Source organism: Paenibacillus sp. Y280 (assembly GCF_056786335.1).
Genome location: NZ_JBXCIW010000003.1, coordinates 126,060 through 138,537, shown reverse-complemented (window position 1 = coordinate 138,537; position 12,478 = coordinate 126,060). Strand labels below are relative to the sequence as shown.

11 protein-coding genes are annotated in these 12,478 nt (G+C 52.6%); all 11 read right to left on the bottom strand.

From position 1 onward, the window contains the following. Positions 1-71 precede the first annotated feature (71 nt). Positions 72-317, bottom strand: coding sequence for an RNA chaperone Hfq (gene hfq / locus AC1TPC_RS05175; RefSeq protein ID WP_141501345.1), 246 nt, complete (start codon positions 315-317; stop codon positions 72-74). A 17-nt stretch (positions 318-334) separates the two neighbouring features. Next, on the bottom strand, positions 335-1,348 hold the full coding sequence (gene miaA / locus AC1TPC_RS05170) for a tRNA (adenosine(37)-N6)-dimethylallyltransferase MiaA (RefSeq protein WP_482065785.1): 1,014 nt from the start codon (positions 1,346-1,348) through the stop codon (positions 335-337). Continuing rightward, positions 1,345-2,121 carry a class I SAM-dependent methyltransferase gene (locus AC1TPC_RS05165; RefSeq protein ID WP_482065784.1) on the bottom strand — a complete coding sequence of 259 codons (777 nt, stop codon included), beginning with the start codon at positions 2,119-2,121 and terminating at the stop codon, positions 1,345-1,347. Before AC1TPC_RS05165 ends, miaA begins: the two co-directional genes overlap by 4 nt. After that, on the bottom strand, positions 2,118-4,163 hold the full coding sequence (gene mutL / locus AC1TPC_RS05160; protein ID WP_482065783.1) for a DNA mismatch repair endonuclease MutL: 2,046 nt from the start codon (positions 4,161-4,163) through the stop codon (positions 2,118-2,120). The genes AC1TPC_RS05165 and mutL overlap by 4 nt, the downstream gene beginning before the upstream one ends. A gap of 27 nt (positions 4,164-4,190) precedes the next feature. Beyond that, a complete protein-coding gene (gene mutS / locus AC1TPC_RS05155) occupies positions 4,191-6,893 on the bottom strand; it encodes a DNA mismatch repair protein MutS (protein WP_482065782.1) in 2,703 nt (900 codons plus the stop codon). 258 nt (positions 6,894-7,151) lie between these two features. Further along, positions 7,152-8,567, bottom strand: a complete 1,416-nt coding sequence (locus AC1TPC_RS05150; RefSeq protein ID WP_482065781.1) for a putative amidoligase domain-containing protein — start codon at positions 8,565-8,567, stop codon at positions 7,152-7,154. A gap of 141 nt (positions 8,568-8,708) precedes the next feature. Further along, a complete protein-coding gene (locus AC1TPC_RS05145) occupies positions 8,709-9,272 on the bottom strand; it encodes an outer spore coat protein CotE (RefSeq protein ID WP_482065780.1) in 564 nt (187 codons plus the stop codon). 504 nt (positions 9,273-9,776) lie between these two features. Beyond that, entirely contained in the window at positions 9,777-10,217 is a 441-nt protein-coding gene (locus AC1TPC_RS05140; RefSeq protein ID WP_482065779.1) for a hypothetical protein, read from the bottom strand. Further along, positions 10,102-10,746 carry an aromatic acid exporter family protein gene (locus AC1TPC_RS05135; protein ID WP_482065778.1) on the bottom strand — a complete coding sequence of 215 codons (645 nt, stop codon included), beginning with the start codon at positions 10,744-10,746 and terminating at the stop codon, positions 10,102-10,104. The genes AC1TPC_RS05140 and AC1TPC_RS05135 overlap by 116 nt, the downstream gene beginning before the upstream one ends. Before the next feature lie 38 nt (positions 10,747-10,784). Next, positions 10,785-11,582: an ABC transporter permease gene (locus AC1TPC_RS05130; RefSeq protein WP_482065980.1), complete on the bottom strand. Its 798-nt coding sequence runs from the start codon at positions 11,580-11,582 to the stop codon at positions 10,785-10,787. An 82-nt stretch (positions 11,583-11,664) separates the two neighbouring features. Further along, positions 11,665-12,462, bottom strand: coding sequence for an ABC transporter ATP-binding protein (locus AC1TPC_RS05125; RefSeq protein ID WP_482065777.1), 798 nt, complete (start codon positions 12,460-12,462; stop codon positions 11,665-11,667). Positions 12,463-12,478 lie beyond the last annotated feature (16 nt).

Sequence of the window (12,478 nt, the reverse complement as noted above, 5' to 3'; positions counted from 1 at the left end):
CGGGTTGCTCTTGCATGCCGCTATCTAGTTAAACGAAACACGTTGTTAGAAAGTTTCACTACTGCTCCTGCCTATGAGTCGGATCCGCTATGGTCCTGCTGCATAAGAGAAACGTTGCGCTGCGGGGTAAACGTCGAAATAGCGTGTTTATATACCATTTGTTGACGACCTTCGCTGTCTATGATGATTGTAAAGTTATCGAACGCTTTAATAACGCCCCGAATTTGAAAGCCATTCATTAAAAAAACCGTAACCGGTATGTTGTCTTTGCGAAGCTGATTTAGGAACGTATCTTGAATATTGATCGATTTGTTCATTGGACGTTACCCCCGTCTTAAAAAGATTGATTAGAAGTATATTCAAGATTAACTTGAAACTTTCCTGCTATTATAGCATGAACGACTTCCAAATTGTTGTGAAAATTTTCCCCCATGTCGATCCAATGAATGTCATTCATATGGCGGAACCATGAAAGCTGGCGTTTGGCAAATCTGCGCGTATCTCTTTTTAACCTCTCGACAGCTGCTTCCAGCGTACAATTACCGCGCAAATAATCTGCGATTTCCTTGTAGCCAAGACCTTGCATGGCAACTGCGGCAGGCGGCAAATCTCGTTCTAGCAGCTGCCTAACCTCATCTACCAGATCCTGCTCCATCATCAAATCTATCCGCTGCTCTATTCTACGATACAACGCTGCACGGTCCATAGTCAAACCGATGATGCAAAGCTCGTAGGGAGATTCCTTCGTTTGCCCCGTTTGCTGCTCAGAAAAGGTCTGCCCTGTCAAATGATATACCTCAAGCGCGCGAATCACACGCCTCAGATCATTCGGGTGCAGCCGCTCCCCGGCAGGCGGGTCAATCGCGGCCAGCTTCTGATGCAGCGCTTCGGCACCGAACTCAGCCGCAAAACGCTCTTGCTCCAAGCGAAACGCTTCATCGGAGCCAATGTCAGCGAACTGGAATTGATAACAAACCGATTCAACATATAGGCCTGTTCCGCCAACGATAAAAGGCAGCTTTCCCCTTGCAGCAATTTGCGCAATCGCATCCGTTGCCCCCGCTTGGAAATCGGCTGCTGAATACGATTCATCCGGCTCGCAAATATCGATGAGATGATGCGGAATGCCCTCGCGCTCATCTCGTGCGATTTTGGCTGTTCCAATATCCATGCCCCGATAGACCTGCATCGAATCACCGGAAATAATTTCGGCATTCCAGGCTTTGGCTATGTCGAGGCTCATGCGCGTCTTGCCGACCGCAGTTGGTCCAATAAGGACGAGCAGCGGCTGCTTGCGTGTCGGGCTCCCATCATGATTTGCCTGCGCGATGTTTAGTTGTTCACTCAAAGCTGTATCACTCCATATGCGATTTTCGAAGTATTTACATGCCGACGTTCGAAGCCGAGCCTTGCAAATTCTTCACTTGCTTGATGCTCCTTGAGCACAACGCTTTTGCGGGCAACCCGCTTCGCCTGCTCAATCGCTTCACTCGATAGCGCATCCATGTTGGCAACGGCGCGAAGCGGCTCCATGGCGCTTGATTCATGAATCGGCTGTCTGAACATCGGATCGAAATATACGATGTCAACGCTGTTGTCAGGCAATCCTGTCAAATATTTTAAATGATTCACGCATTTCATCGCAATGCGTCTCATTGCCTCATTCACATCGGGAAGACTTGTCTGATAGCCAGCCAATCCTTCTCGAACGATTGCGCAAAGGACAGGCTCGCTTTCGAGAGCAGTAACCAAGCCGCTAGGTCCAGCGGCATAGGAGAATACGAGCGAATCCGATGCAAATCCTGCTGTGCAATCGATGACTTGATCCCCTTCTGCGCAGCCAGAGAGCTGTATGAGCGGATCGGTCTCCCCTCGACGCAAACGTTTGACCCGGACAAAAGCCATGCTCGGGTGAAAATAAAGCGGCGTCTCCGATTGACTGTCATAATAACGGACTTCTTCCTCGGTCACGACAATCAATCTCCTGTCATGGCTAAGCGTTAGAAGCTTATTGACCGTCAAATTACCGCGTGCTTTGAGCGGTGAAGCAAGCTCGGCAGAAAGCCTTTCCGCTTGCTCAAGCGCGCGGGCAGACGGCTTGGCCGTCGTAGTGACGATCACGACATCACCCGCTTGAACATTTTCTCCAGCTGATAGGTCGAAAGATGCACGATGATAGGTCGTCCATGCGGACAAGTGTACGGCTGCTTGCAATTTGCAAGCCTTGCCAGCAAAGTCTCGCCTTCCTCCCGGTTCATCCGGTCATTCGCCTTAATCGATGCTTTGCATGCGCACATAATGGCCGCTTTCTCGCGCAGCTTGCCGATGTCAATGGACTTTCGCTCGGTTATAAGCAGCTCCGCCATTTCCTCAAGCAAGGACTGCTCCTCGCCCTGCGGCATCCATTCCGGATAAGACCGAACGAGAAACGTTTGCGCGCCGAAGGGCTCCAGCTCTACTCCCGCTTGTGCAAACATAGGAATAAGATCTCTTAGCTGAGAAGCCTCGCCCGTCGTAAATTCAAGTGTAAGCGGAACGAGCAGCTGCTGGCTCGCTGCTTCGGGATGGCCAAATTTATGGAAATAATATTCATAGTTAATCCGTTCATGAGCCGCGTGCTGATCGATCAAATAAAGTCCATCCTGTGACTGGGCAACGATGTAAGTGCCGTGATGCTGCCCGATCCAGTACAGCTCAGGGAACGATGGCTCGCCGCTTGGAGCATCGTCATCGGATGGCAGTTGAGCGACTGGCGCTTCAACCGGAGGCAAATCAAGCGTAGCATTTGCTTCTTTAACGGAAGCGTCAACCACAGGCGGTTCTGCTTCTACTGTCTCTTTCATTAAATCCTGCTGCACGGTCTCTGCAATCGACTGCTCGGCTATGGATGCTGCCGCTTGCGCCCAAGGAGCTGAAGCCTCCCGAACGGCAAGCGGCTCCGCATTCGCGACAGGCGGAGCATACAGCTTCTCCGCAGCATTCCGCGGCACGTATTCTCGCTCAATTACCGGCGGCTTATACGAGGAAGTATTCGATTTATTCGACGATGGAGATGGCTGAAACGGCTTAAAGGAATCCGCCGCCGGCTCAGGACGGTGAAACGATATCGCGTCCTGCACGAACAACGGCTTGGAGCGCTCCTGCTTGCTGCTCGAATCCGGTCCCGGAATATGCCGCTGGCGTCCGAGCACCGCTTTGATGGCATCCTCAATCAGCACGCGAAGCTCAGGCTCCTTGCTGAATCTAACCTCCATCTTGGAGGGATGTACGTTGACATCAAGCAAGCTTGGGTGCATCCCAAGCTCCAATATCGCCAGCGGAAAACGATTGATCGGCAAAAGTGTATGGTACGCTTGCAGCAGCGATTGGTTAATCGTAAGGCTGCGTATATAACGCCCGTTAACGATCGCGGTAATGCCATTGCGATTCGCACGGGTCAGCTCCGGCTTCGATATGTAGCCGCGAAGCTCGTAATCAGAGGTTTCCGCTTCAATGGGAAGCATCACCTTCGCTGTATTAGAGCCATACACGGCAGCAATGACTTGCAATCTGTCGCCCGTTCCAAGCGTGCGCAGCAGCACGTTTCCGTTATGCTTAAACGTAAAGGCGATGCCAGGGTGAGCAAGCGCGATCCGGTTAATATAATCGGAAATATGGCCAAGCTCGGTTTGAATGGCCTTCATATATTTTAACCGCGCAGGTGTGTTGTAAAATAAGTCCCGCACGGTCATTTCCGTTCCTTGCGGCGCATTCGCCGGCTCATCGATTGTCACCTTGCCGCCTTCTATGACGATGCGGCGCGCAAGACCCGTTGACGTCTCCGATGAGATGCATTGCAGCCGCGAAACGGCGGCAATACTCGGCAGCGCCTCGCCTCGAAAGCCCAAGCTCGCAATGCGAAAGAGATCGCTGCTCGTCGAAATTTTGCTCGTGGCATGCCGTTGAAAAGCCGTTACGATATCTGAGGCTTCTATACCATAGCCGTTATCGATAACCTTTATGAGCGTCAGTCCGCCTTCTTCAATCATAATATCGACGGTCGTACTGCCTGCGTCTACCGCGTTCTCGACCAGCTCCTTTACGACCGAAGCCGGTCGTTCGACTACTTCGCCCGCTGCAATCTGGTTGGCAAGCTGCTCGTCCAGCACTTTGATTTTTCCCATTTCGTTACCTCTCCCCCTCTCGCATGGCTAGTCGTTCAACTTGCTCTTCATATCATTCAGCCATTGCATTGCTTGCATCGGCGTTAAATTAAACAGATCGAGCTTCCGTAATTGCTCCGCAAGCTGCTCGGCTTTTGGACTAGCTTTACGCTTTGCGGGCTCTGCTTCCTTCGCAGCCGCCGGCTCGTCAAAGATCGAGAGCTGAACGATCCCGCGCGACTCCAAAGCCATCTCAGCTTGCTTCTTCCCTTCCGCTTGCAAGGAAGGGATCTGCTCATATGAATAGGTAGAATCAGCATGAAGTGAAGCTGCTTTAGCGACCGGCGCTATCTTTTGCGAATCCAATTCAACCGTCTCATCCAGCAGCTCATACGCTCTGCCGATAATCGACTGCGGCAAGCCTGCCAATTGCGCGCAATAAATGCCGTAGCTTGTACTTGCCGCGCCCGGTATTAGCTTACGTAGAAACGTTACATTATCGCCGCTTTCCTCAACAGCCATACGTGCGTTAGTGAGCGACGGCAAAGATTCCTCCAGATGCGCCAATTCATGAAAATGCGTGGATACGAGCGCTTTGCAGCCGATATGATGATGCACGTACTCGATAACCGCCTGCGCGATTGCCATTCCTTCGCCGGTTGAGGTGCCGCGGCCCAGCTCGTCGATAATGACGAGGCTGTTCGAGGTTGCCTTCTCCGTCATCAGCTGAATGTCCTTCATCTCCACCATAAACGTGCTCTGGCCGCCAATGAGATCATCGGCTGCGCCAATACGGGTGAAAATGCGATCGATTAGCGGAATGACCGCTGACTTGGCCGGAACGAAGCAGCCCAATTGCGCCATGATGCAAATAAGCGCCACTTGGCGCATGTACGTGCTTTTGCCAGCCATATTCGGACCTGTAATAAGCAGCATCCACTGCTTGTCCTTATGAAGCTCCGTGCCGTTCGATATAAAAGGCGTGCCATCCATCATCGCTTCAACGACCGGATGCTTGCCATCCTCGATGTGCAAGTCATAGCTTTCCGTCACCTGCGGACGGGAGAAACGACGCTCCACGCTGACCGTTGCCAGCGATTGATACACGTCAAGCTCGGCGATGATCGCGGCAGCTTTTTGAAGCCTGTGCAAATGCTGCGACAGATGATCTCTCAGCTCTATGAAGCGCTCATGCTCCAAATCGACCATTTTGTCTTCTGCTTCAAGAATTAGCCTTTCCTTCTCTTTCAGCTCGGGCGTTACAAATCGCTCTGCATTGGCAAGCGTCTGCTTGCGCTCGTACCTGCCTTCAGGCAGGCTCGACAAATTCGCCTTGGAAACCTCTAAATAATAGCCGAAAATACGGTTGTAGCCGATTTTGAGCGTCTTGATGCCGGTTGCCTCGCGCTCCTGCCGCTCGAGCTCAGCCAGCCACTTCTTGCCGTTCGTGCTCGCTTCGCGCAATTGATCCAGGTACGCGTCATAGCCAGGCCGGATAAGCCCGCCTTCTCGAATCGTAACAGGCGGCTCGTCGACCAGCACCGTCTCGATAAGATCAGCCAGCTCAGAGCAGTTATCCGTGCCGTCAACAAGCGCCTGAAGCACCTTCGAGCCGGATTGCTCACATAATGCTGTCAGCTGCGGAATACGTCGCAGCGAGCTGCGCAGAGCATTCAGATCGCGTCCATTTGCGCTGCCGAAGGCTACTCTGCCAACCAGCCTCTCAAGATCGTAAATCGGCTGAAGCTCCGATCTAATATCATCTCTCAATATCAAATCAAGGTATAAGGTCTCAACCGCATCAAGGCGTGCCTCTACAGCGGCGCTGCTCAGCAGCGGCTTATCGATCCAGCGGCGCAGCATGCGCGCTCCCATCGACGTCTGCGTGCGATCAAGCAGCCAAAGCAGCGAGCCCTTCTTATTGCGGTCGCGTACAGTTTCGGTGAGCTCCAGATTTCTTCTTGTATAGTGATCCAAAATCATATATTGATTAGGCTCGTAGCTCGTTATTGAACGCACATGTCCGAGCGAGCGTTTTTGCGTTTCCTCCAAGTAGCCGGTTAGGACGCTGACCGCCTGCAGCCTGGCTCCTGCAATTTTAGCAAGCTCTTGCTCGCCGAACTGCTCTGCCAGCTTGTCAACGGCCATCGGCTCGCGAGCTGTCAGCAGCAGCTGCTGCTTATTCCAAACCGCTGCCGCTTGCACAAGGCTAAGCAGCTCGCTGTCGCCTACGAGCTCAGAAGGCTGATAGACGTTTATCTCATCGATCAGCGCTTCGATATGCTCGGGAAACGAAGTGACATAAAGCTCGCCAGTCGATAAATCGCATGCGGACAGGCCGAGAATGCCGCCAAGTCTGACAATGGCAGCAATGAAATTATTGGTTTTGCCCTCAAGCGCCTTCGATTCCATAACCGTGCCCGGCGTAATGATGCGTACAATTTCCCGGCGCACAACGCCCTTAGCCGCCGCCGGGTCCTCTACCTGCTCGCATATCGCTACCTTGTAGCCTTTATCAACGAGTCTGCTAATATAGTTTTCGGCGGAATGATACGGCACGCCGCACATTGGAATTTTCTGCTCGCCGCCGCCTTCTCTTCCCGTCAGCGTAATTTCCAGCTCGCGGGATGCCGCAATGGCATCCTCAAAAAACATTTCATAAAAATCGCCTAATCGAAAGAACAAAAAAGCGTCCTTCGCTTCTTCTTTAATTGCAAGATATTGCAAAATCATTGGAGTATACCCAGCCATTCCGATCCTCCTCAATAACGTATCTATCATGACGCATCGTTCGTATTCCTATAGTTAATATCATTAATTACATACGCAAGCCCATTAAAGCGCTGCTTCCCACGCAGTAAACATTAGATATCCATTATAGCAAGCGGAACAGATGTGCGCCATAAGCGAAACGGTTTAGCTAGGAAAGAACGTTAGGCATTCACTTGGAAAGGAAGAATGGTATACGTGTTCAAGTGATCTGACACACATAAGAATTTACGGAATGAATTACAGCGGAAGCCGCCACTTGACGCGAATATCCGAGTTCTCATCCCAAGTCGTTCCGCGCCTTGCCGCCTCGAAGAGCGGCTCGATGCAGGGGGCAAGCGCGGGGTAGCTTGATGTGGCGGCGATGGAACTCGCGAGGCCGTCCAGGCAGCCGGCCAGCTCGGAGCGGTCGCCGGCGTAATAAGCTTCTACATACCGCTCCTCCAAAGCTGGCATGTAAGAAATGTTTAGCGCTTCGCGGGCGCATAGCAGCACTAACGCGAAGGAGGCTTTGGCCGCTGCCGGCGAGACGAGCCAGCTCGGCAGCGTCCGGTATTCGAACCCGCCATGCGGCTGCTGGCGGAAGTCCCCGAGCGTTCCGTAACGGGGACGGCGGGCCCGCCCGGCGGGGTCCTCTACGAGCGCGAGCGGGAATGCCGCGTAGCTGTCGAGCAAGCGGAGCAAGCGGCTCGTTAGCGGCGCTCCGCTGAGGTGGATGTGCCCGCCGAGCGCTAGCCCCGGCACGGGCATGGCTCCAGCGGCCCAGCGCAGCGCGGGCTCGCTGATGCGGTCGGCGGCGCGCAGCAGGAGCCGCCGCACGTTCGCGGCGAGCGCGGCCGGGCTATCGGCCGGCTCGGGCCGCAGCTCGGCGACGGGATACAGCAGCCGTCGCCCCACAAGCACGGCGTCGGCCCCGGCTGCCCCGCCGACGCCAGCGCCAAAGAAACGCGACGCCGCCGCAATCTTGCCCGCCGGCGTCACAAGCACAAACTCTGGATCAGCGCCAATAAGCAGCTGCCGATCCGCAGCCCCCGCTCTCGCCGCCGCATGCCAAGCGGCGAATCGCTTCAGTGCCGCCGCCTCCAGCCTCGTATCCCTCAGCTTCGGCCAGGCAGCGCGGACGGCTGTGCGCCCGTCCCCGCCAAGGGCGATCTCGGCCTCACCGATATCGAGGCCCAGCGTGTACAGCGCAGATACCGCTGTACGAACCACCCGCCGCAGCGCCGGGTCCTCCGGCCAGCTTCCAGTTCCCGCAGCCAGCAGCGGCTTGCTTGGCATCGTTTTGCCTGAGGCGTCGATGCGCTGCATCTCCACCGGCTCCAAATGAACGATGCCAACTCGGAACAAACGCTCGCTTTCTATAGGAGAGCCGCCGCAAAGACCCGCCCTTCGCCAAATATGCCGCTTCTTTTCATCATTCATTTTAGCAGCGATGAAGCCATTGACATTCAGCACCCAAGCGCCCGGGAACCGGCTGCAATCGATCGTTCGGGAATCCGACCACGCGATTACCGCATCGCCCGCGAGCACGTCAGTCCATGGCTTCGAACGAAGCGGCTTTCCGCTTCGCTCACCCGAAACAGCCGGATCATTTCCGCTATGTGCAACGCTCTCCAGCCGATCGTAGCTGCCTCGCCATATCCACGTCGAAGCCATCCTGCTTCCCGCCTTTAATCATTTTTTACTTGAAGGTAAGTCATGCCTCCAAAGATTTCAAAAAAAAAGAGGGCTTTCGCCCTCGAATTTACTGCAGCCGCAGCATATGATACCTTAGGGCAGCAAAGCTTCCCGGCTTGCTTACAGCTCGTCGTCCAGCAAGTCTGGATCCAAATCCTCATAATCGTTATCGCCGAGGCTGAACTCCAAATCCTTGCCGTCCAGGTCGCCGCAACCGCCTGGAAGTACTGCTACGCAAACCTTAGTCTCGGCAATTAGCTCTACCGAAAACTCACGCTCTACACGAATCACTACGCCAGAACCGTTCGAAGAAATATTCGCTTCGATACAGTTCGGCTCCTGAATCACGTCGGCAGACACTTCCACTGTAGAAGGCCGATGCTTCGGATCTACATAGGAGAGGTTGACATGCTCGACGTAATGCACGGATTCCTTAGCTACGTCTGTCTGCGAGTTTTTGCTGTACGAATACCAAATGTTGATATCGTAAGTACCAATTACCTCAATGCCGTCGCCCGAACGAACCGCTTCATACTGATGGTTGATTATCCATGCGCCCAGAATACTGGTCGGATGATGAGGCGGCGTTACGGTATGGGTTACAGTGGAAAACTTACGACCTTTGCCGCAGACAGCTTTCGTAATTATTTCTCTGTACTGGAGCTGCTTATCTGCAATAGTCATTGATTTAACCTCCTCCATACAATCATTCATTTAAAGTGTATGCAGGACATTCGTCTAGGGTGACTGTTTATTTTCTCGAAATATAAGATTATATAAGTTTCATACTTATAGCGATCCATATAGATCTTTGCGGAACGTATACTAGACCGCCCAAGGCCTTCATATCGCCGTTACGCTTGAAAAATACGAATACATAAGTCTCACACTTATACCGATGCTTATATTTCTCAGCTATACGTATGCTGCGCCGCCTTAGTAGACGTCAGCCGTATACGCTTGAAATACAAGATATTATAGGTTTATTCCTATAATCACGCTTGTATTTCTACGCGATACGATTGCTGGGACTCCTATGGTCATCACAGCCGTATACGCTTGAAATACAAGATATTACAGTTTGGAACTATAATTCCGCTTGTATTTCTCCGCGATACGATAGCTGCGTCTCCCTTGCCGCCACAGCCGTATACGCTTGCCTTCGCAACGAATTTTTCCCTTTACATTCTATGGCAAAAGTTCGGACGACATGACTTTTCTTTTTTTTAATCGCTTCGCAATGGCTAAATACCGCTCCAGCTCTCGCAGAAGCATGAGAAGCGACGCGCGCACTTCGAACTCATCGCGTGTTTTTGGCAGTTCCATCGCTTGGAATGCTTCCGCCAGCTTCGTGTGCCGATCTTCGACATTTCCCTCGTACACATCCGATTTCACATCGCTCGAGAGCTGATCCAGCAAATCGGCAATCATGACCGCTTGAGGAAATTTCTGATAGACGAACGCCAGCTCAACGAGCATCTGCTGCACCGATTCAAGCTGCTGCCTCCGCATCTCAAAATAACTGGACCAGTACTCCTCTTGACCCCAAAGCCGATTTTCCCGATTTCGAACGGATTGGAGCGCACCTTCGTCGATGGCCCTGTAGGCTTCCAATAAGTTCGCCGCCATTCCACACATGCGCTGGATTTTGCAGTGTGAACGCCATTTCTTGAAAAATAACGCCGAAGTTTTGCTCAATTGCGGAACGATAAGAGCTAAGACGATGCTCATCCTTCGGCATGTAGATGATGTTCAAGATCGTTGCCCATCCGAGTCCGGCGAACAGCAGCATGATTTCATTGCCGATAACCCATGTCGTCACCTCACCATGATTAAATAGATGAAAGACGATAACAGAGCTTGTGACGATACCATCCTTCAATTGAAATCGCGACAATATGGGAAAGGTGATGAGAATAAATACGGCAACCGCCCAAATGTGAAAGCCGAACAGCGTAAAGATTAGCGATGCAAAAAAAAGTCCGAGCACCGAGGCGATAAATCGCACAAATGCGCTCTTCAGCCCTTTCATCCGCGTCACTTCAACGCCGAGTATAGCAAGTATACCGGCGCCAAGCGGCGGCTCCAGCCCAAAATATACAGCAGTATAAATGGCTGCGATGGCGGCTAGCGCCGTTTTGATAATACGAATGCCCATGAATCAACCTCGCGTACAGTAGGATTTATTTCTACATCCTACCGCTCGCGCCAGCCAGCCGTCAACCGCCGCTCAAGCGCAGCAACGAGCTGATACATAACCGTTGCGACTACTGCGATAACAATCAAGCTGGATAATACGAGTGTGAAGTTGAAGACTTGAAAGCCATAAATAATCAAATAGCCAAGACCCAGCTTCGCAACGAGAAACTCGCCAACGATCACTCCGATCCACGCCAAACCGACATTTACCTTCAAGGTCGATATAATAACAGGGAATGAGCCAGGCAAAATTACAAGCTTGAACAATTGCAAGCGAGAGGCTCCGAACAGTCTAACGACCTTGATATAACCCGAGTCGATCTCTCGGAAACGATTGTATATATTCAAAGTCGTTATGATTACAGTAACCGACAAGGTGATCGCCACGATCGACATAAAGCCCGGACCAAGCCCAACGATGAAAATCGGCCCAAGCGCCACCTTCGGCATACTGTTTAGCACGACCAAATAAGGATCAAACACCCTCGACAGGAACGGAAACCACCAAAGCGCAGCCGCAACCGCGGTCCCAAGCAGCGTTCCAAGCACAAAACCGACAATCGTTTCCGTAACCGTCATGCCGACATGCGGCCAAATCGAGCCGTCCATCATCGTTTTCCAAAGCTGTAAAACCATTTTAGACGGATAACTGAATAGCAAAGGATCAATCCAATCATTGCGCCCTGCAGCTTCCCACATACTAACAAATAAAAGGAGAAGGACAGCTTGGGTTGCCACTACCGCAGCCGTAATGCGTCGCTTCCGCTCTTTGAAGCGGGCATGCAGATCGCTCATCCAGTGGCTCCGATCCTCATGAATGCCGGAGATAGCCGCGGTATCCGGTTTCTCCGCCTTGTTAGGTCCAGTCCCCTTGCGTTCATCCATTCTGTCCACCTCCTTCCAATTCATCCCTTTCAAGCTCAGCCCATAAGCGTTCGAACAGCTCTTGAAAGCCCGGCAGCTTGCGGGCCGCCATAGGCGCTGCCCGGCGAATTTCTTCAGGTATTTCTACCTCGCATCTAATATGGCCCGGGTTGCGGCCAAGCACGATTACACGATCGCTCATCGCAGCCGCTTCTGCCAAGTCATGCGTCACGAGTACGGCTGTTTTGCCAAGCCGCTTCAGCGTCTGATGGACCAAATCCTCAAGCTGAAGCTTTATATGAAGGTCAAGCGCCGAGAACGGCTCATCGAGCAGAAGCACCTCCGGCTCGGTCGCAAGCGTTCTTGCCAGCGCTACCCGTTGCCGCATGCCCCCTGAAAGCTCATGCGGATATCTGCGGCCTGATTCAGGCAAGCCAAGCTCGCCTAGCAGCTTATCTATGGCAATTAGTGCCTTCTCTGTCTTCTGGCCGCTAATTTCAAGCCCGATTGCGGCGTTTTCTCTAATCGAACGCCATGGAAACAAATAATCTTGCTGCAGCATATAGCCTACTTTAGGCGAGGGGCCGACCACCCGCTCGCCATTAAGCAGTACTTGACCCTTTGTCGGTGGAAACAAGCCTGCGAGCAAGCTGAGCACTGTCGTCTTACCGCAGCCGCTTGGCCCGACCAGGCTGATGAACTCCCCGCGATCAACCGTTAGCTCTATTTGCTCAACTGCGAGCGAGGCTCCCTTTTCATTCACATAGACATGTGATAATTGCTGCAGCTCAAGCACCGGTACATGCGTCATGCCTAAGCCTCCATTT